This window comes from Paenibacillus sp. JJ1683 (genome assembly GCF_053006485.1).
Genome location: NZ_CM129820.1, coordinates 5,231,345 through 5,253,911, shown reverse-complemented (window position 1 = coordinate 5,253,911; position 22,567 = coordinate 5,231,345). Strand labels below are relative to the sequence as shown.

General features: G+C 43.6%; 13 protein-coding genes. All 13 read left to right on the top strand.

Annotated features, from left to right (window positions below; genetic code table 11):
- Positions 1–44: 44 nt before the first annotated feature.
- The 13 genes from ACUC6J_RS22560 (at position 45) to ACUC6J_RS22500 (ending at position 22,543) form a co-directional block, all read left to right on the top strand.
- Positions 45–929: a flagellar hook-basal body protein gene (locus ACUC6J_RS22560; protein WP_016822894.1), complete on the top strand. Its 885-nt coding sequence runs from the start codon at positions 45–47 to the stop codon at positions 927–929.
- Between the two features lie 13 nt (positions 930–942).
- A complete protein-coding gene (locus ACUC6J_RS22555; protein WP_016822895.1) occupies positions 943–1,770 on the top strand; it encodes a flagellar hook-basal body protein in 828 nt (275 codons plus the stop codon).
- Between the two features lie 10 nt (positions 1,771–1,780).
- A complete protein-coding gene (locus ACUC6J_RS22550; protein ID WP_019688814.1) occupies positions 1,781–1,993 on the top strand; it encodes a DNA-directed RNA polymerase subunit beta in 213 nt (70 codons plus the stop codon).
- Between the two features lie 895 nt (positions 1,994–2,888).
- Positions 2,889–3,335 carry a 3-hydroxyacyl-ACP dehydratase FabZ gene (fabZ, locus tag ACUC6J_RS22545; protein WP_013373420.1) on the top strand — a complete coding sequence of 149 codons (447 nt, stop codon included), beginning with the start codon at positions 2,889–2,891 and terminating at the stop codon, positions 3,333–3,335.
- Positions 3,336–3,432: 97 nt separating this feature from the next.
- Positions 3,433–5,151 carry a phospho-sugar mutase gene (locus ACUC6J_RS22540; RefSeq protein WP_447249452.1) on the top strand — a complete coding sequence of 573 codons (1,719 nt, stop codon included), beginning with the start codon at positions 3,433–3,435 and terminating at the stop codon, positions 5,149–5,151.
- 260 nt (positions 5,152–5,411) lie between these two features.
- Positions 5,412–7,427, top strand: a complete 2,016-nt coding sequence (locus ACUC6J_RS22535; RefSeq protein WP_447249451.1) for a DUF5693 family protein — start codon at positions 5,412–5,414, stop codon at positions 7,425–7,427.
- Positions 7,403–8,539, top strand: coding sequence for a polysaccharide pyruvyl transferase CsaB (gene csaB, locus ACUC6J_RS22530; RefSeq protein ID WP_016822996.1), 1,137 nt, complete (start codon positions 7,403–7,405; stop codon positions 8,537–8,539). Before ACUC6J_RS22535 ends, csaB begins: the two co-directional genes overlap by 25 nt.
- An 8-nt stretch (positions 8,540–8,547) precedes the next feature.
- Positions 8,548–9,309 (top strand): WecB/TagA/CpsF family glycosyltransferase, encoded by a 762-nt coding sequence (locus tag ACUC6J_RS22525; protein WP_016822899.1) that lies wholly within the window; start codon positions 8,548–8,550, stop codon positions 9,307–9,309.
- Positions 9,310–9,446: 137 nt separating this feature from the next.
- Positions 9,447–10,577 (top strand): glycosyltransferase family 4 protein, encoded by a 1,131-nt coding sequence (locus ACUC6J_RS22520; RefSeq protein ID WP_019688811.1) that lies wholly within the window; start codon positions 9,447–9,449, stop codon positions 10,575–10,577.
- Between the two features lie 190 nt (positions 10,578–10,767).
- Positions 10,768–14,781, top strand: coding sequence for an S-layer homology domain-containing protein (locus tag ACUC6J_RS22515; protein ID WP_447249450.1), 4,014 nt, complete (start codon positions 10,768–10,770; stop codon positions 14,779–14,781).
- A gap of 354 nt (positions 14,782–15,135) precedes the next feature.
- Positions 15,136–18,273 carry an efflux RND transporter permease subunit gene (locus ACUC6J_RS22510; RefSeq protein ID WP_447249449.1) on the top strand — a complete coding sequence of 1,046 codons (3,138 nt, stop codon included), beginning with the start codon at positions 15,136–15,138 and terminating at the stop codon, positions 18,271–18,273.
- Positions 18,274–18,292: 19 nt separating this feature from the next.
- Positions 18,293–19,639 carry an efflux RND transporter periplasmic adaptor subunit gene (locus ACUC6J_RS22505; RefSeq protein WP_016822903.1) on the top strand — a complete coding sequence of 449 codons (1,347 nt, stop codon included), beginning with the start codon at positions 18,293–18,295 and terminating at the stop codon, positions 19,637–19,639.
- Between the two features lie 537 nt (positions 19,640–20,176).
- Positions 20,177–22,543 (top strand): copper amine oxidase N-terminal domain-containing protein, encoded by a 2,367-nt coding sequence (locus ACUC6J_RS22500; RefSeq protein ID WP_447249448.1) that lies wholly within the window; start codon positions 20,177–20,179, stop codon positions 22,541–22,543.
- The last annotated feature ends 24 nt before the right edge of the window (positions 22,544–22,567 follow it).

The following is a 22,567-nucleotide window of genomic DNA, read 5'->3' as shown; positions in this document are numbered from 1 at the left end:
GCATATAATTGATGAGCAGAGTATAGGATTGGGGTGCACAATACATGTTGAGAGGTTTATATACTGCGGCCGCCGGAATGATGACACAACAACGACGTCATGACACTGTGACGCAAAATATTGCTAATATGAATACCACGGGATATAAACAGGAGAATAGCGTTCAGCGCTCATTCCCCGAAATGCTTATTTCCATGACGGGGGGAAACCCTGATAACCCGGACCGTACGGTCGGCAAGCTTAATACTGGCGTTTTTGCTGAGGAAAGCCTCTCTCCTTACATTCAGGGAGCGTTGAAGGATAGTGGACAAACTACGGATTTTGCGATACAGTCCAATATTAATGTGAATGACCCGGCTACTGGTCGACCTATGGCTTTTGATCAGGCGGGAAAATTCATCAATGCTAACGGTGAAGTCACCTATCGTCCAGAAGCGTTTTTTACGGTACGGGACAATAATGGTAATGTCCGCTATACACGTGATGGACATTTTCAAGTAAATGGAACGGGAGCATTGCTTTCGTCGACTGGTTCAGCAGTGTTGGATACGAATGGAAACCCAATTCAATTGACGGGGCCTGTCTCAGCGCTTAAAGTAAATGAACGGGGTCAATTGGTGGACAGCCAATCTAACCAGTTGCTCGGAACGACGCTTGGAATTAGTGTTATTGATCGGCCATACCAGCTCGTTCGTGAGGGCAACGGTAATTTCCGTCTGAATGATACGGATGGTGCTACGGCTAGAATGATGACCGCTAACGATACTGTATCTGTTCGCCAGGGCTATCTGGAAGTATCTAATGTAGATGCTGCTCAGTCGATGGTGGATATGATGGCTGCGTTAAGAGCGTATGAAGCGAATCAGAAGGTTATTCAATTTTATGATAAAAGCTTGGACAAGGCCGTTAACGAAGTAGGCCGTGTATAACAGGGGGTAAGTGATGAACAACTCCATGATTGGCGCAATGGTGTCTATGGCCAGTGTGCAGCAGCGTTTGGATTTAATTGCCGATAATATCGCCAATGTCAATACGGTTGGTTATAAGAGTAAACAGGGATCCTTTGAAGATGTATTGGCCAATGTGCAGCAACAGCCTTCGACGTATCTCCAAAATGGACGGGCGATGCCGCTCGGCTATAATTTGGGCTACGGAGTCAAAACGACCGCAATTATGAAAAATATGGAGCAAGGACCGCTCAAGGAGACGGGACTTCCTACCGATCTGGCGATCCAGGGGAATGCTTTGTTTGAAATCCAAGGAAATGGGCAAAAAGCTTGGACGCGTGACGGCAGCTTTCATTTTATTCCTGATCCGAATGATAATGAGACGATGATGTTGACCACTGCCGAAGGTTATTCTGTGCTGGATAATAACGATGTTCCTGTGACTGCACCAGCGGGTTCCAAAGTAGCTATTAACTCCGATGGCGAATTGCTGATTCGTGCTAATGGAACTGGCGCTCCGACAGTTGGTCAGCGAATAAAGCTAATGGATGTACAGCGTCCAGAAGGTTTGCAACAGCGGGATGATAACCTGTTTGTGTTAGCAAATGGCGTGACAGAAGCCGACGTATTCGGTGCAGCAGGGGTGGCAGGTGCTGTTCCAACGGACGTATCTGTGCGTTCCGGTTATCTTGAGGAGTCTAATGTGGATTTAGCGGGCGAAATGACAGATATGATGCAAGTCCAGCGGATGTATCAAATGGCAGCACGGGCATTAACCTCTAGCGATACGATGATGAACCTGGCTAACAATTTGAGGGCTTAAGGATTTGGTGATGAAGGAAGAACAATCTGATTCCCGTCCGATGCCTGAAAAGACTAAATCCCGCTGGCGCACTGCACGTTATTTCGTAGTTCCGTTGTTGCTTCTGTTCTCGCTGTTAGGCGGCTTAATTGCAGGATATGTAATTGTAGGTAAGCAAGGGCTGGCAGGCGTATTTGAATGGAAAACCTGGCAGCATGTCATTGATCTTATATTTGCGCCTTAGTTTAATTTAATGAGTGGGGGCGGGAAAAGGTCGCTCTGCGTGCAGATTGTTTTTCCGATTGCTGTTATCCCCAGATTCATTTTGATTTTAAGGCATTCAAGGTTTGAATCCGGGGATAAAGGCAAACGCTGTGCTTCTCCAAAACAATTCTGCCCGCTCCGCTAGCTACCCGCCATTAGGGCCACTCTTATTAAAATAAACCACCCGCGATTGTGTGGGGAGTATAGAAAACAAAACCCTGTGCCAGTGGCGCAGGGTTTTGTTTTATCTCCAACGGCAAGAGCCGCCAGCGCAGCACGCATGGCTTACGGCCAATGTAGGCCATTCGCAGAGCCCTCCGATTGTTTCTCTGCCCTTCACGACAAGCGAGTATTATTGAAGCGAGCTTTCTTTATGAGTCAAAAATAACTTGGCGGAGGGGATGTGAATCGTTCTGAAGAAGCGATAGCGTTCGCCTTTATCCTCGGATTTTAACCCTTTCGGGTTTTATATAATGGAAAATCTGAGGATAACAGCGATCGGAAGAATGATCCATCCCCCGTAGCCTGCTCACCTTGACTCAATTGAAACTTCGCTTCACTCCATAATAGGAGCAACAAATATGGTACTTCCGCATAATTTTCTTTTTGCACCTGATGAATGTATAATGATGGGGAGTTTATAACACTGCGGGGTAAAACCAAGCACGAGCAAAAGGGCTTCTTCTCGCCTCTGGTTGCGTAACCGGCGGAAAAAGCCCCTTATCTCAACCTTCACTTCTGCAGTAGGTGAAGGATATCTAACATTGTTGCCGTGATGAGCTGTTTTTATACAGCGTTAGCGGGGTAATATTATGCTTGCAGTAACTCTGGCTGAACAGAGTGAAATCTGCAAGCGGGAGGAGTTATTAAGCTAAATGGACAAATTGCAATTGGATGTTAATCAAATTCAGGAGATTATTCCGCATCGACCGCCATTTTTGTTGGTGGACCGTATTATTGAACTGGAGGAAGGGAAGAGAGCAGTAGGCATTAAAAATGTAACGATGACTGAGCCTCATTTCATTGGACATTTTCCGGGTTATCCCGTTATGCCTGGTGTGTTGATCACTGAAGCGTTGGCGCAAGTCGGAGCAGTCGCATTACTGCACCTAGAGAGCAATCGCGGCAAAATCGGCTTTTTGGCAGGGTTGGACGGTTTCCGTTTCCGTGGACAGGTAGTCCCTGGGGATACGCTGACACTTGAAGTGGAAATTACTCGTTCCAAAGGCGCTTTTGGCAAAGGGAAAGCTACGGCGAAAGTGGGCGACACGGTAGTAGCTGAGGGCGAGATTATGTTTGCTTTATCAGACCCACCACAATAGACAAGCCCTGCCGACATAAGCACGACGTCTGAACCGAGTGCATGTGTACATAGAGATCCTGTTTTGACAACCCAAAAATGGAGAGGGGAAATTCCGTATGACGCAGTTGAGTAAAAAAGCATTAGAAGGCATTGAGAGCTGGCTGCAAGACCCTTATATTGATGAAGAAACCAAACAGGAGTTGCGCGCATTGCAAGGCAACGACCAGGAACTAGAGGATCGTTTTTACAAAGAACTGGAATTCGGTACAGGCGGTCTGCGCGGAGTGATCGGGGCAGGCAGTAACCGGATGAACCGTTATGTGATTGGACGTGCGACTCAAGGGCTCGCTCGCTATATCTTAGAGCAGCATGCTGGCAAAGAAGGAAAACCTTCAGTTGTCATTGCACATGATTCGCGTCATTTTTCGCCAGAGTTTGCTCTGGATGCAGCTTTGGTGCTGGCGGGCAATGGTATCGTAGCTAAGTTGTTCCCTTCCTTGCGTCCAACACCACAGCTCTCGTTTAGTGTACGTCATTTGGGTGCCAGTGGAGGGATTGTTGTAACAGCGAGTCACAACCCTCCCGAGTACAATGGTTACAAGGTATACAACAATGAAGGTGGTCAGCTTGTTCCTGATCAGGCTGAAAAGGTGATTGGCTATATTCGTGAGGTTCCTTCTTTTGCTGACATCAAAAGTCTGACACGTGAAGAAGCAGAGGCACAGGGATTGTTGGTTTGGCTTGGAGAAGAGGAAGATGAAGCGTTTGTGGATACGGTAACCAGTGTGAGTGTAAACCGGGAACTGATTGCAGCTGGACCGGGCAAGAACTTCAAAGTTGTGTTTACACCTCTTCATGGTACCGGAAATATACCTGTTCGTCGTGTGCTGGAAAAAATCGGTTTTGAACAGGTGCATATTGTGCCTGAGCAAGAGCAGCCAGATGCAGAATTTTCAACCGTTAAGTCGCCTAATCCGGAAGAACGTGATGCGTTCAAACTGGCGATTGCGCTGGGTGAGAAAATTGGTGCAGATCTGTTGATCGGAACAGACCCTGATGCTGACCGTATGGGGGCAGTTGTGAAAAACCGTGATGGCGAATATGTGGTCTTGTCCGGTAATCAGTCCGGCGCCATTATGGTTTACTACTTGCTGAATCAACTGAAAGAAACCGGCAAGCTTCCGAATAATGGTGCAGTTATCAAAACCATCGTTACTAGCGAAATGGGTGCAGTCATTGCTGAGCATTTTGGAGCAACAGTGTTTAACACGCTAACTGGCTTCAAGTATATTGGGGAGAAAATGAACCAGTTTGACCAAACTGGCGAGTATACCTACCTGTTTGGCTATGAAGAGAGCTACGGCTATCTGGCAGGGAATTATGCTCGTGACAAGGATGCTGTTTTGGCGGCCATGCTGATCGCTGAAGCTGCTGCTTATTACAGCACGCAAGGCAAGACGCTCTATGATGTTTTACAAGAGCTGTACGAGCAGTTTGGCTACTTCCTTGAGAAGCTGGAGTCTCGTACACTCAAGGGTAAGGATGGAGTAGAGCAAATTCAGGGCAAAATGACGGATTGGCGCAGCAACGCACCACAAGAGATTGCAGGTGTGAAGGTAGACAAAGTACTGGACTACTCTCAAGGCCTGGACGGACTTCCGCAGGAAAACGTACTCAAGTTTTTATTGGAGGACGGTTCATGGTTCTGCCTGCGTCCTTCGGGCACAGAGCCTAAAATCAAAGTATATTTTGCAGTACGTGGTTCCTCGCTGTCAGACGCGGAGCAAAGAATCGGTCAGCTGGTCGATGCTGTTATGGCTCGCGTAGACGCTTGAGAAAATTCCCTTTATAATAGAATAGGTTAAGGTAATTAGATATGAAATGAGTAATCGGTGACCTCTCACGGCAAAGGGCAGTACGCCGTGGAGGTCATTTCTCTGTATTGCAGAATAACCTGGAAGAGGCTTTGGAAAAATAGGCTTATTCCGGCAACGGAGGATTTTGCAAAATTCAATGAGTGACCTACCTAAAGGGCAGAATGGCAAGTGGGCAGCATTGAATTTTGCAAAATCCCGAATATTAAGGAGGTTCTTTGGTGTATCAGAAATGGCAGTATTGGAATACGACTTCTCGAAAATGGTTGTGGATTCTGGTCGCTGTTGGCTTGCTGGCTTCCATTCCAGTCATCGCCGATCGTGTAAAGACAGAATCCTCAAGTAAAAAAGTAGAGATTGTATTCGATTATCGGGATTTGACGGAGGCGGCTTCGTATCAGGCTCATCCGCAGGACTATCTGAATGAGCAGCTTGACCGCTTACAACAGGCTGGTGTGAACAGCATGGCGATGTATGAAAGTACGCTGGATGATTTCCGTAAAGCGGGCCGTATTGTAACATATACGACTCAGAATGTTGCGGATCTAGAAAAACGTCTTTCACCTGCAAATGAGAATTATACGTACGTTGTTTTCGCTGACAAAGAAAATGCTGAGGCACTAAAGCCGTTAATTTTACGTACGTTTACAAGTTTGGGCATCAACGTAAAGCCGTGGAGTTATCAGGGACAGGAGGGGCTTGTTGTGGAAACATCCCCCGAGGATGCGTATCTCAAGCCTATGCAGCCTGACCCGATTGCTATGAAGCAGCTTCGGAGCAAAGGATTTTTTATTGTTCCACGCATGAGTGACAGCCTTCCCTATAACCAGGAGTTGACGGAAGAGATGCTGGCTTCCTTTCAGCAAAATGGTGTAAAACGCATTTTGTTTGAAGGTGATTCAGTCAAAGGCTTTACTGATAATGAGAAAGAGCATAGCTTAGCGGCATTTGCTAAATTGCTGAACAAATACGATATTGGCCTAGCTGCTATCGAAAACTTAAAAAAACCGCAGGCAGGCTTCAATAAGCTTGCTTACGATATCCACTATAATGTTGTGCGTCTATACTCACTAAGTGATAAAGATGCAACGCTCGATGTGGAAACGTTGGCCGATCGTTTTGCACTGGCCACCAAGGATCGGAATATTCGCATGTTGTATCTGAATACCGCGCCTAGTCGTAGTGTTGCTGAGGCCAAGGTGAAAGACTCGGTTGACAACCTGATTCACAGCTTAGACAAACCGGGCAACGCTATACAACGAATGGAGAAAAAAGGGTTTGAACTTGGACAAGCTGAACCGTTCCAAGTGGTCGATTCCTCCATTCAGCGCTATCTCAAAATGATCGTCGTACTGGGTGCACTAGCTTTCTTCTCCATAATGGTGTCCTATTTCGTTCCGGCATTGACTCTGCTTGCATTTGCACTCGGTTTGGTAGGCTCTGCAGGGCTTTATGTTTTGAACTCCAGCTTAATGGAACAAGGTTTGGCGCTGCTCGCAGCGATTAGCGGACCTACGGTTGCAATGATCATTGCAGTGCGTACGATCAGAATTAAACGTGAACAGGGGCCTGAACTTTCTGTAGGTCAACGTTTGAGTCAAACGCTTATACTATACGTACAGACAGCGATCTTGTCGCTGGCTGCAGTGCCTTTTGTTATTGCACTGTTGAACAGCATTGCCTACAGTCTGGTGTTAAACCAATTTAGAGGTGTAAGCTTGCTTCACATTCTGCCGATCTTCTTGGCTGCGATTTATATTTTCTTTTATCGTGGCGTTTCTATACGGGAGGAAATCTCCAAACTGTTACGTACGCCGATTACTGTATTGTGGGTTATCGTATTGGCTGTTATCGCAGCGGCAGGCTACTACTATTTGACTCGTACTGGAAACGCAGGTACGGTGTCGAACACAGAACTGGTTTTCCGTAATTTCCTTGAGAATGCGTTTGGTGTACGCCCGCGTAATAAGGAATTTTTAATGGCTCACCCACTGTTTATTGCAGGGATATTCTTGGCTTTGAAATATCGCAAAGCAATCTATTTGCTGATCATAGCTGCTATTGGTCAAGCCTCGATGGTGGATACCTTCGCTCACATTCACTCTCCAGCTGCACTCTCGCTTAGTCGCGGGCTGTTGGGATTGGGATTGGGTCTGGTGCTGGGAATCATCGCAATTGTCGTGTGGCAAGTGCTGGAAGGATGTTGGAAGAAATGGTCACCACAGCTAAAACGATAATAATCTCGGGTTATTACGGGTTTCGCAATAGTGGGGATGAAGCGGTGCTCAAGTCGATTCTGACTGCTTTAGAAGAGGAGAGTCGTCAGGCGGGGATTACGGTCAAGCCTGTTGTTCTATCTTCTGACCCTGCTTGGACACAGAAAATGTACGGAGTAGAAGCTGTTCCGCGTATGAGCCTAGGAGAAGTGCGGAGAGCGATTAAAAACAGCGATGGGCTAATTAGTGGCGGCGGGAGTCTGCTCCAGGATGCTACAAGCCCTAAAAGCATTCCTTATTATCTAGCGATTCTGAAACTGGCTCAATGGGCTGGAAAGCCTACGTTTGTATACGCTCAGGGCATGGGCCCGGTACAGCGGAAGATATTTTATCCTATGATCCGATCTGTGTTTCAACGCTGTGAATATGTTTCCGTCAGAGATGAGCAATCTGCTGCTTTGCTGGGTACCATGAAACTGAAACGCCCGGTTGTTCATGTTGTTCCTGACCCTGTAATGGGGCTTCCTTTGCCCTCTGGTTCCGAGCTACATAATGCAGCAACTGAGACTGATGAGGATAAACTCCCGGTTGTTGGTGTGTCTGTACGCTACTGGGATAAGGAACAACGCGATTTAACGGCTATTGCAGACGGCTTAAAAAGATTAGCCGCGGAACGCCGTGTTCACTTGCGTTTCTTGCCATTCCATTTACCTGACGACGTACAGGCTTCAAGGATGGTAATGGATTTGTTGGGGGATATTAGGGGGACGGGAAGCCTTGTCAGCATGTGTGAACAAGTTACCGATCCGCAACAGATGCTTTTGGAAGTCAGCAGATGTAGTTTGATGATCGGGATGAGGCTTCACAGCTTAATTTATGCAGCGTCCCATCAGGTGCCCCCGTTGGGGATATCTTACGATCCCAAAATTGATCATTTCCTCAGCCGTGTTGGTAGCCAGCCTGTAGGTACTACAGATGCACTGGATGGGCAAAAGTTGGCTAATGAGTCCATACGACTGCTGGATCAGCGCAGTCAATGGATTGAGAGCCAGGGGGCAGCAATTGCTTTGTTAAAAAGTGAGGCTCGCTTACCAGCACAACATATCGTTAATTACTTGTGTCGCAAAGGATGATGGATACAGTGACAGTTGATAAGGTTACGAGTGTGCCTACCGTCCCGATTTTCGGTGTTCAGGTATCAAGGCTTAATATGAAAGATACATTAAATGTATTAATTCAGGCGGTGAAGTCTCGCCGCCCCCATCAAGTGATCACTGCCAATCCGATTATGGTAATGGCTGCATTGGAAGATCCAGTGTATATGAATGTGATGAAACAGGCAGAGTTGATTGTTCCGGATGGAACTGGTGTGGTCTGGGCTGCAAACTATGTTGGGCATCCTGTACCCGAGAGGGTGGCGGGTTTTGACTTGTTACATGAATTGCTCGCAGCTGGAGAAAACTATCATTGGAAAGTTTACTTACTTGGATCGACGCCTGAAGTGATTCAGGCGACCGCTCAGCGGGTACATGAGCTTTATCCTGGAATTACGGTTTGTGGCAAGCGCGATGGTTTTTTTGGTCCTAACGAGGACGAAGCAGTGATTGCGGCTATTCGTGAAGCGAACCCTGATTTGTTGTTTGTAGCACGTGGAGCGGACACACAGGAACCTTGGATTGGTAAATACAAGGATAAACTTGGTGTGCCGGTGATGATGGGGGTCGGCGGTAGTTTTGATGTTATATCAGGCAAAACAAAACGCGCACCTAAACTGTTTCAAAAGCTACGAGCCGAGTGGTTATATAGACTCCTAAAAGAGCCCACTCGTTACAAAAGAATGCTTGCGTTGCCGAAATTCGCAGTGAAAGTGATGCGTGAAAAAGAAAACGTCACAAAAGTGTGATAAATAGCTTGAATCTGCCTTTAAAACCCGCTAATTTGCCAGAATATGAGGCTTGGTATTTATTTTTGATCAGAGTATAATTCAATGCGGTTACATCTGAAAAGGCATTGCTTTAAAATTGGGGGTCGAATGATCAAATGTTATTGATCTATATTATTGGTTTCATCATGGCACTGGGACTTGCGCTGTTACTGACACCGCTCGTCAAGAAATTCGCTGTGAAGGTTGGAGCCGTCGATGTGCCGAATGCCCGAAAAGTACATACCCGAATTATGCCGCGTCTTGGCGGTCTGGGGATTTTCTTGGCATTTCTGTTGTCCTTATTGGCGATGTTACCTTTTGTGCCTGACGGAATGCTGTCCTCGCGGGATATTAACTTTATTGCAGCCTTTCTGATTGGCGGTACGCTGATTACATTGATTGGTGCTCTCGATGATCGTCTTGATCTTAATGCAAAATTGAAATTTTTGGCTCAAATTGCCGTGGCGTGTATGGTCGTGTTTGCTTTTGATATTCGTGTGGATTTTGTAAATGTACCTTTTCAAGATGCATACTCTTCTTTAGAAAGCTGGATTTCCATTCCGCTTACGATTTTTTGGATCGTAGGTGTGACCAATGCCATCAATTTGATTGACGGTCTGGATGGACTGGCTGCAGGTGTCTCAGGAATTGCGATTGGAACGATCGCTGTGATGTCACTACTAATGGGCAATTACATGGTAGCCATGCTTTGCCTTGTACTGTTGGGCAGTATTATCGGATTTTTGTTTTTCAACTTTCATCCTGCAAAAATATTTATGGGTGATACAGGGTCCTTATTTTTAGGCTTTTCTTTGGCTATGCTTTCAATGCTTGGTTTCAAGCAAATTGCTATCGTATCATTTATTACGCCATTGATTATTATCGGTGTGCCTTTATCAGATACATTCTTTGCTATTATTCGTCGCAAGTTGCAGAAAAAACCGATATTCTCACCGGATAAAGGTCATTTGCATCACTGCTTACGCGAACTAGGCTTCAGCCACAGACAGACGGTGTTGATTATCTACGGTATTGCTGTATTTTTCGGTATATTAGCCGTGATTCAATCGTCGGCTGCGCTTAATGAAGCCAACTGGGTCACCTTTGTCGTGATATGTATCATGATGTTCTTCCTACAGATCGGGGCAGAAGTTATTGGGCTCGTTGGCAAAACCAAACGTCCTGTTCTTAACACACTAATTCGGTTGTTGGCTAAGCCAGATTCCCAGACGCGATCGAAATTATAATTTTAATTTAAATGTAAGCCTTCAAGCTTAGCGGTATACCGCGGGTTTGAAGGCTTTTTTGATGTTTGCTGTAAAAAAACTCCCTCCTTTTTTGAGAATTTACTAATTTTTTGTATGTTTGCTACCGATAAAAAAAGTAATGAATGATTACGTACCCCAAGGTGCGACAGAATCAAAGGAGGACAATGATTTGAAACGATTGCTATCCATGTTGCTGACGGTTGGTCTCATCATTGGCTTGGTGCCGGCGGCCCTGGTAGGTACGGCTCATGCTGCGACAGGAACTTATTTCATTTTTCCAAATGAAAAATATGATGCGGATTCGGCCAGAATGGTAAACACCGACCGTGTTACAGTTAACGGTACGATTAACGGAGTGAATGGAAGTACTATATCTTATAGTGTATTCCAACTCTCCAAAAATGGAACAAACCTTACAGTAGTTAATAAAAATGAGAGTCAAAAGGGCGGAATTACGGTCAATGGCTCTACAATTCAAATTTCAGATATTAAACTGTTCCCTGGTTTGAACCGAATTACATTCCAAAGCAGTCAAAATTCGGCTGAAATGAAGGATTCCATTTACATTGAGTATCAGGATGGACCCAAGCTATATGATCTGTCTGCTACGCTGAATGGCCAAACCCAGCAGTTGCTAGAGAATCAGACGGCGGTGCTGACAGATGCAAAAAATAGCGGCACAGATGACGTGAAGGTAGTCATTCAAGGTACAGCGCCTAATGCTGACAGTGTAACGCTCACTTCTACAAAAAGTAGTAACACGTATAATGTTTCCTCTTATACTAGCTATAAATTAACAGGTAGTGTTGTACTCACTCCGGGTAAAAATATAGTGTCGATTAAAGTGAATAACGGAACTCAGGCTCTTACAGTTACGCGTGAAATTACGATATATACCGGTAAACCTGAATTTTCTGATTTGACCTTGAATAAGGACGGCAATGTGTCTGCTGATCTGACGACTTCGCCTGACTTTACCGTATCGTCTACAAGCGGTGTGGTTTTGAAAGGTAATGTTCTGGTTCCTTCCGGGGCAACTGATCCAGTAGTGAGCAAAATTAATGCCAGATTTACGGATGTAAGCAATAACGGTAGCGCCATTGGGGATACCAATGGAATTGATGCTACGATTGATACAGCCAATGTGGTTACATCTAGTGGTTACAAAGTATATCCGTTCCAGGTAACTGTGCCTGATGGTATCGTAACTGACCACTTGATTCGTGCATCCCTGAGTGTAGGGTTTGCAGATGGAACAAGCTCCAATGCATCTGCGGTTCAATTTACATTGCGCAGCAGCACTCAGCCTTATATTGACGACGTGAACTTTCTCCCTGATTTTAATAATCAGCTGTTAAGTAGAATTAATGGTAGTGGGTCTGATCAAGCTGCTGCCATAGATGAAGCTATGAAATTAACGGGAAGTTCTATGAAGAACAAGACTACAGATGCTCCATCTGTGCCTGTAGGTATGGAGTTTATCATTGTTAATGGTACACCTAGTTCAATTAGCGAGCTTTCTGGTGTATCCGTTCATACCGTGGGTTCACCCCAAGATGTGATTCGGACAATCAATGGTAAGTCAACACAAGTGAAGAAAGTTGTCGCTTATGTAGATACTTTGCCTAAAGAAGGACAAAACGTCCTGAGTTTCTACCTGAATGACTCAAGCAAATTGATTAAGGCAACTGTAAACTTATTGCAGGGGCCATTCATGAAATACGATACGATTTATGATGGTCAACAAATTCCGTTGAATACATCAAGTGCAAACTTGAATACGTATAAACTGAATCAATTAGGTTATTTTAAAGGTAAATTGCTGGATGTAAGTAATGCAGCGGATATTCACTACACTGGCAGTAACCGAAATGTATTTTTGTATGTGAACAACGTATTAGTTGATCTTGATGGCTCCGGAGCGAACTTTAAGCTGGCTGCTTCTTCGTATGATGCGGCTGCCAACGCACTGGCAAACGGAAATAATGAAATCAAGTTTGTGTTCAAGCCAGGTATTGAGTATAGCAATACGGTAAAAGTAAACTTTACACAAACGAATATTCCAGTAATTCCTGTTCCAAACACACAGGGCATTATTCCTTTTACACCTGTTAGCGGCTTGAGCAATACGCCGAAGTATAGCGAAATTGCACCGAAAGCAAAAGATGCAAATTTCACTAAAGTAGATGACACTAACTACAAAACATCTCTGAAAAATATCAATATCTTTGGTACCTTCAGTATTGCTGATTTGGGTAAAGCGGATCAGGTGAGTGGTTCATTAAGTGATATTGCCAATAAAGATCAATACATTTTAGAGATTAAGGGATCAGACGACAGTGAGGTTAACTGGACGCTGAATAACGAGTTCTTCTCGGCAGAAGATGCCAAAACGGCATACAACTCTGGTGCTACTACGGATAAGTTTACAAGCAAAGATCTAAAAGATCTGCTCGTATACTACCATCCGGACAAAAAGTATTTCAGTTTTGTATTGAAAAACCAAACTATTTCGCAAGATGGAACGCCAGTAGCTTATAACATTACCTTGTACAATAGCGGCAAGAGCGGGCCGTTTGCTACTTTCCGGCTGCAAGTATCCGGTCAATCCACATCTTTTGATATCTTGCGTCCGCTTCCTGAAAAACGGATCGTAAATCAAAACTTTGTGCAAGTTGTTGTAAACGCAGGTAATGCAGATAGTGTTACAGTAGGTAAGGAAACAGCAGTTCAAGAAGGCTTCGACTCTGATTATGATGGTACTGTGGACTACCCATCAACTTACAAAGCCATCGTTACAGGTCTAAAAGCCAACAAAGATAATAAAATTGATGTAGTGGTTACAGTAGGCAAGGAAAAATTAAAACAGACCATTACTGTTAAATATGTGCCTACTAATATCCCTGGCGAGCAGTACATGGAAGCGATGAAAACATCACACAAAGTGTTCGATGGTAATCTTACACTTGCTTTTGCAAAGGGAACGAGCCTGATACGTCGGGATTACGATCAACCACAGCAATTCAAAAATCAGGTTTTCTCTGGTCATACTTTGTACTTTGCGATCGCGAATAGCGAAGATGGTGTGGTAGATCGTCATGAATTTGAAACTGAAAAAGCATTGTCCGATATGCAGAGTCTGATTGCAGATGGAAGTAGATACTTCAACAGAGATTTCCCAAGTCGCTTTACCAAGTCCAGTCCAGTATTCTGGATTGACCCTGGTACAGCAGATGATATCAAAACAGATGCTTACGACCCGGTAACGTATGGTGCCGATCCATATCAATTGGCAAACAAATCGCAAAATGACAGTAGCAAGATTAAAAACTTCTACTGGCGTGACCCATCCAACGAGCTGGTACCTTCCAAGCGTGCTACATTGACGCTGACGTATGATAGCAGTATTGCTCAGGATGCAGGGAAACAAATGACGGTGTTCTTTTTTGATCCTGATTTGAAGGATTGGCAGAACATTGGTGGTGTGGTGGATCCGAAGAAACATACCATTAAAGTACCGTTTGATCGTTTTGGCTATTATGTAGTTGCTAAGGTTGGAGAAACATATAGTGATGTCATTAAGCACAAGTACGCCAGAGATTACATCGAAGCAATCTTGGCTAAAGGTGTTATGAACCCAATGGATCCAATTAATAGCTTTGGACCTGACAGCTATATTAAAAGAGGCGAATTCACGTCGATGATTGTGAAAGGTCTGCAAATTCCGCTTAATTTCAGCGGAGCGAAGCATTTCGACGATGTGTCTATTCCAAACACGATATCCGCAGATGCGCTCTACGATTATCGTTATATTGAAACAGCTGCGCGTGCCGGTATTGTCAAAGGTTCGCAACCAAGAATCTTTATGCCGGAAGATGTAATCACACGTCAAGATGCAGCAGTCATTATCGCCAAGGCATTGAATTTGAAGCTGGAAACAGATCATGACAAGATCATGAAAAATCTGTCCAAGACCTTTAAAGATGCGGACAAGATCGATTACTATGCGCAAGCATCTGTATTGGCTATCGCCAAGAAAGGCTTTATCACAGGGTCTCCTGTAGATGCAAGTGATCCGAAAAAAGGTTATATGTTTAATCCTACATCCTTGACCTTGCGCGGAGATGCAGCGATTATTGTAGCCAAAGTTATGGCTGATAAAAAACTGCTTCCTAAAATCTAATCAATTAAAAACCTGTAATTATTAAACATCCCTCCATGCGAAATGGAAATTCCCTTTCATATACATGAGAGGGATGTTTTTTATAAATCAGCTATTTGACTGGAATTACGGGCCTGTGCCATAATATCAGTGAGATGAATACTTTGGATAAGCATTTCGGCGTTTTTTTTATTTTTGATTTGCCTTAAACGACTGTAATTAATTGCTTTTTTTTAAGGATTTATCTCAAAATGTGTTTATTATTTTTATATATGTTTTTTTTGCGCATTTATCTGAAACTTTACGCCTATTTCATCGTAGTAGAGGATGTGTGTGCTTAAATATTACATAGAGAAGTGAGTGGGGAGTGATGAGATGTCTCAGTTTTCAATACGCCGTCCTGTAACAGTATTTATGTTAATTATTGCTTTGTTAATCGGGGGCGGTATTTTTGCGTTAAGGCTTCCTGTAGAGCAGATGCCGGATATGAAGCTGCCATATGCTGCAGTGGTGACCAGTATTCCAAATGCAACACCTACAGAAGTTGAGGAATTGGTTACTAAACCTATTGAGAAAAATCTGGCTTCTATCGAGAATGTGGATACGATCATGTCCGAGTCCTCAGAAGGAACATCTATGGTCATGATTCAATTTAACTGGGGAGTAGATATAAATCAGGCAACCCTCGATATGCGAGATAAAATCGATGGGGTTAGAGGCTCTCTTCCTAAGGCGGCAAATTCGCCACGCGTACTTAAATTGGATCTTAACGCAACACCAGTTATAACCCTCGCTTTTACAGGGGACCAGGATATTAACAAGCTGAAGCCTATTGCTGAAGATATTATTGAGCCGCGACTTGAAAGAATTGCGGGAGTAGCCGCAGCCAACATGTCAGGCGGCCAAGAACGACTCGTAAAGATCACTGTAGATCAGGCCAAGCTACAAAGCTATGGTATTACTCTGGACCAAATCAGCCAAGCGCTATCGGCTAATAACATTGCTGGGTCTGCTGGTTCTGTATATCGTGGTAATACACAAATTCAGCTTCGGGTACAAGGTGAATATCAGGCTGTTTCGGAAATGGGTGAAACGCCAATCCCTGTAGGTAAGGGAAGCGTGAAATTAAAGGATATTGCGACTGTTGAAGATTCCACCGAAGATGTTACTATTATTTCTACCTTTAATGGAAAGCCAAGTATTAATATTTCTGTTACTAAGGCTACAGGTGGAAATACTCTTTCAATCGCCAATTCAGTGAAGGAGAGTTTAGATTCAATACGGAAAGAGTTACCTGCGGGAACTCAATTGGAAATGGTAACAGATGCTTCTAAGCCTATTAGAGACTCCGTACACTCGCTAATAGAGCATGCTATATTGGGACTTATTATCGCAGCCATTGTACTGCTATTATTTTTGAACAGTATACGTTCTACTATTATTGCTGCGATCGTTATTCCAATTTCCTTCGTAGCAACGTTTATGATGATGTATTTCACCGGACAAACCATTAATGTTATTTCATTGAGCGGTTTGCTTTTGGGGTTAGGATCCTTCGTCGACTTTGCCGTTGTTATTATTGAGAATATTTTTAGGCAGCGACATGAAGGCAAAAGTATGCTACAAGGAGCTATTGACGGCTCCAAGCAAGTGGGTAATGCGGTTATGGCATCTGCACTTGCACAGATTGTAGTATTTTTACCAGTTGTTTTTGTTGATGGAATTGCAGGGGTCCTATTTAAACCGTTGGCGTTAACTGTAATTTTCTCTCACATCGCTGCTTTGCTGGTATCCCTTCTAATTGTGCCGATGCTTAGCTCGCGTTGGTTACCTAGCATACCAGATGAATCCATTTACTCTTCAGGTACTTATAAAGGTATTAACCCTATTGTGTGGTTTAATATCGGATTTGAGAAATTTAAGGGTGGCTATCGACGTGTACTGAAGTGGGGAATTAACCACAGAAAATCTGTGTTAATCATTACTTTATTAATGTTTGTGGCGGCAGGTGCTTTGGTTCCTTTGGTTAAGGCTGAATTTATCCCTGAGTCCGATACTGGTGAATTTTCGATTAATGTGAAACTTCCGAATGGAACAGTCTTGGAAGAAACGGAGAAGGTAGTTCAAGGTATAGAAAAAGAAATTTTGAAAGTTCCTGATCTGGATAAAATGACAGTCACGGTTGGTTCTGGTGGCAACTCAGGCTTTTCAGGTGCAGCCCCATCCAACTCGGCAGATATAAATGTAACGCTGAAGGATGGGCATCAGCCAACAGACGCTGTAGTTGAAGGCCTTCGTAAGAAATTTGATAGTATTCCAGATGCAGAGATTACACTAGCATCTGCAACAGGTCTTTCGAGTGGAAAGGCTGTTAACATTAATTTAAAAGGTGACGATATGGACGTCCTGCGTGAACTCTCGGACAATCTCGTTGCGGATGTGAAAAAAATACCGGGTACCGTTAATGTCAAAAGTAGCTTGAGTGCAGTTCGTGAAGAATATGAAATTACCGTTAATCGGGAGCTTGCTAGTCGATATGGCTTGTCAGCAACTCAAATCTTATCTGCAGTTAATACTTCATTTAATGGATCAGCCGCCACAAGCTATCGTACGGGTGATGATCAGATTGATGTGAAGATATCATTGCCAGAGCAAAGCCGCCATGATCTGTCATCTCTACAAGCCTTGCGTATTACCACCTCGCAGGGGATTGATGTTCCTTTATCATCAGTAACAAGTATTGATAAACGGAGTGTACCCGATACTGTTACTCGTGAAAACCAAACCCGTCAAGTACAGATTACAGCTGATATCGACGGAACAGGGGATATTCTTACCATTAATCAAAAAATAGATGCTCTTTTGAAAAGTACTCACTTCCCAGAAGGCTATAGTGCAGATACGGGTGGCGGACAAAATGAACAAATGATGGAATCTTTTATGAACTTAGCGATAGCTATTTTGCTGTCAGTCGTGCTGATTTATATGGTTATGGCTGGACAGTTTGAATCGTTGCTTACACCATTTGTTATTATGTTCTCAGTTCCACCTACGGTAATTGGTGTGCTTATCGGTTTAGCTGTAACGGGAGCAAGCCTCAGCGTATCAGCATTTACCGGTTATATCATGCTCGTCGGTTTGGTCGTCAACAATGCGATTGTTATGATTGACTTTATAATTCAGCTTCGAAAAGAAGGCGAAGATCGAGATGAAGCCATTATTCATGGAGCGTCTGAACGGTTACGTCCAATTTTGATGACGACGCTGGCAACTGTACTAGCATTGCTTCCAATGGCATTTGCTACAGGCAGTGGTAACGAAACACAAGCACCGATGGCAGTAGTTGTTGTATTCGGGTTGTCCTTCGCTGCTATTATTACATTGATTCTTATTCCGGTAGTCTACGTAATCCTAGATAATATGATACAAAAACGTAAAAATCGGAAATTGAAAAGACAGGCAAAGAGACAACTGAAAAAAGAAGCGAAACTACAAAAAAGTGTTCATATATAAGGTGAGGTGGAGAAACATAATGAATAAAAAAAGTGCTCTGATTGCTACAACTTTGCTTTTATCAGTTGCATTAGCGGGTTGCGGTGGGGGTGAGGCCCCTGCCGCTCCAACTGCCGCGCAGCAAGCTATTCCGGTTCAAGTAGCCAAAGTGGCCAAAGGTAGTATTAACGACTCAACAGGTATTATTGGAAGCTTTGCTCCCAAGGAGACGGCTCAAGTATCTCCAAAAATTAGTGGTAAGATTCAAGGTATTAACCTTACAGTGGGGCAAAAGGTAAGCAAAGGCGACACATTGTTTACTATAGATCAAAAGGATATACGGGACTCGATTAAGCAATCCCAGGAATCATATCAGGTTGCCTTGGCCAATTTAAAACAGGCTGAGTCAGGCGCAGAGCAATCTGTGCAACAGTCAGAGTCCAGTGTGGATCAAGCCAAAAGTGCGCTTGTACAGCAAGACAATTCCATTACTCAAGCTCAGACCAGCCTGGTTGATGCTCAAAATTCCGTACGTGATGCACAAAATACGCTTAACCGCAACCAACAGTTGTTTAGTGCGGGCGCTCTATCTCAATCCGAGTTAGAGCAGTCCCAAATAGCGTACCGAAAGGCTCAAACTGCGGTGGAAAATGCACAGATTGCACTTCACAATGCACAAACATCCAAGGAAAGTGCACAAACAACATATAATAATGCTCTGAAATCATTACGTCTTGCACAACAGAAAACAGGCATAGATGTAGCCCGCGCTTCTGTAAATCAAGCCAAAGCAAGCTTAGATACAGCGCGTAGTCAACTGGTGGATGCTGTAGTCAAAGCTCCGATTTCCGGCACGATATCGGTAGTAACAGGAGTCCAAGGGCAAATGGTTAGTGCGCAATCTGCAGTTGTTACAATTGCGAATACCAATCCTATCATTGCTAAGGTCAACGTTTCTGAATCAGAGCTTCTGAAGATGCAGGTGGGTTCATCTGTAACTGTAGGTGTGGACTCGTTAGACAAGCGCATTGAAGCCAGAGTGTCGGCCGTCAATCCGGTAATGGATAATGACCTTAAGGCATATCCTGTCGAGATTTCGGTTCCTAATGGTTCTGGCGAATTAAAATCAGGGATGGTTGTAACTGTATATATGAAGACAGAGGCTCCTAAAAACATTTTAGTATCGCAGGACGCCATTACGGAGCAGGCAGGTAAGAAGTATGCATATGTAGTGGAGGGTTCTGTTGCTAAGCGTGTAGAAGTGCAGACAGGCCAGGAAAGTGCCAAACAGGTTGAGATAACCAAGGGGCTTACTGAGGGACAAAATGTTGTCGTTAAGGGTGTAAGTTTGCTTTCTGATGGCGCGAAGATTAATGTAGTAAAATAATTTATTTTGTTATATTTACATTATATTACTGTTCCCCGTCATTTCTACTATTTAAAGTGTATTAGAGTATTAGATTTCTAAGGAATCTATAGTCTTTATGTACTTTATGTATTCTATGGATTATTCGTTACGAATATACTCCATTAAAGACCTGATTAATGTACATAAATTACCCTTGTACATTTAAGGTTGAGAAGGTAAAAGTTGTAGGATGACGGAGGAACAGGTTCAATAGTATAATTATGACTGTGGAAAGCGGAATACATAATCAAAAAAATAAATTTTTTTTTGAAACAGACGCAACTTTTTAGACCCATGCTACGTCTAATTGGGTGAGTATGAAACAAAGGGGTACAAAAGCGTAAAGACAAAATTCGCTAAAAAAAATCTTTACTGCATTGTTATCACATTGTATAATACTGGAGTACGTCATAAATGGACGCTTTCTTTCAACTAGATTCCAAGCTTCTGTGATATTGTCACAGATATCATTTTATAAGGGTTCTCATAAAGCTCGGAAAGGAGGTGTAACGACTGATGAGTGACAAGATCCGACAAAAAGACAAAAATAATATTTCTGTTTATATTCAAGGAGGAGAAAAAAAGGTTATGACAAAGTTTAACAAAAAAATGATCAACGTGCTGGCAACAGCAACATTGGTTGCTGGTGTAGCAGCTCCAATCGCAGCATTGACTGCACCAACTGCAATCCATGCAGCTTCTAGCTATCAAAACCTGAGCAATCCTAGCATTGGCTCCAGTGCACAAAATAATGTTGAATTGGGTAGAGCAAAAGTTAGCATTAGCCAAGCTTCCATCAGACCTGGTGCATCGTTTACAGTAACATTGCCAAAAGGTTTTGAATTTTCTGGCGCTGGAAACGGTGTTAGTCGCGTAAAGACTGCTACTGACGCTACTTATGGTTTGGGCGTATATCTTGATGCAAAAGATAACGACGACGCTGAAAACATTGAATCTACTGGTTACAATGATGCAAACGCAGTTGTAGTTACTAAGCTGACTAACAAATCTGCAAAAGTTGAATTGAATTTCAGTAACTCTGCTGATGCTGCTGATCTTTACCTGAACTTTGGTAAAATCAATGTTACTGGACCTAGCAATGGACCAATCAAAGTTGCTGTTGATGCTGCTTCCGCAAGCGGTTTGACTAGTGGTGAAGTAGTGATTGGTAACGTGGTTTCTTCTGGTCAAGTTTCTTTGAGTGCTGCTGATACTGTTTCCAGCGAAGAAAATTTTACTGCAACTTTGAAAGTTAAAGAAGAAACAGCTGGTTCTTTGGGTAACAACAACATTAAGTTGAAATTGCCAAGCGGTTTCAAATGGGATTCCGCTCCTAAATTCCCAGCTACTATTCTGTTTGGTACTGATATCAAACCTGAAAATGTAAAATATTCTACTGACGGCGACACTCTGACTTTGTCTTTGGATAAAGTAAGTGGTGATCAAACATCTTTCCAATTGCCTGTAGGATTCTACGTTGATGATGAAAACAGCGCTAAAGAAGGCGACGTAACAGTTAGCATTTCTGGTAATGCAACAACTGATGTTAGCTCCCTGGTAGTAGGTAGCTATGGTCAAATCGGTGGTGGCGTTTCCGTTGCTACTCCAACAACAATTCTTGCTGGTCATGATGAGCAAAAAATTGGTGATGTAACAATTAAAGAAACTGTTGCTGGTTCTTTCGTAAAAGGACGTACTGTAACTTTGCGTCTGCCTGAAGGTGCTCGTTGGCAGTCTACTTTTGAAAGCAACAACCCAGGAAGCAACTTCTCTGGTTCTATGGAGAACACTAACGGTTTGGGTGGAGCAGAGGTTTCCTACACTGACTCTGACAAACGTACTTTGAAATTGACTTTCAATAGCGCTAACAGCACAACAGACGCTGGTACTTTGAAACTGAAAAACGTTGAAGTTGCTACGCAACCAGGTTTCTCTGGCGATCTGAATGTTGATGTTGCTGGTAGCCAAGGTCTGAGCGGTACTGTTAAGGTTGCAACTGTGAAACAAGCAGTTACTCTGGCTGCTGCTTCCAAACCAACCCTGACAATCGGTCTGGGCGATCAACAAGTTGGCGATATCACAATCACTGAAGCTGCTAAAGAAGCTTTCGTTAAGAAAGACGGTAGCCGTGAAGTAATCTTGGAATTGCCAACAGGCGTACGTTTTGCTTCTACTCCAGAAGTAAAAGTTACAGCTGGTGACGTTAAAGTGAAGAGCGTATCTACTGATACTTACGGCGAAAGCAACAAAGGCCGTCTGAGCTTCTACATCGACAGCGAATCTGCTACTCCAAGTACAATCACAATCTCCGCTCCTAAGCTGACTGTTGACCGTACTGTAGCACAAGGCGACATCGTTGCTAAGCTGAAAGGTAGCGCAGTTTCTTACACTGCATACAAAGGCGCAACTGACAACACTCAAAACTGGAAAGACAACAACACTGCAGCTGCTGAAGTAGCAATCGCAACTGTTGGAACTCCAGCTCCAGGTGCTACTAAAACTAAAGCTGTCTTCACACTGGGAAGCACTTCCTACACTGTGAACGGCGAAACTAAAACAGCTGATGTAGCTGCTTATGCTGAAAACGGACGCACTTACTTGCCAGTACGTTATGCAGCTGAAGCTTTGGGTGTATCCCCACAAAACATCCTGTTTGACAAAGCAACTTCCACAGTTACCCTGATTAAAGGTGACCGCGTTGCTCAAATCAAACTGAACACTAACCTGTTGACTGTTAACGGTTCTGTGATTCGTATGGACGTTAAAGCTGTAACTAACAAAAACCGTACTGTACTGCCTATCTTCTGGGTGAGCAGAGCTTTGGATGCATCCATCAACTATGATGCAACTGCTAAAACAGTAACTGTTGAAAACAACAACTAATTTAAGAGCAACTCTTTTGAGTTA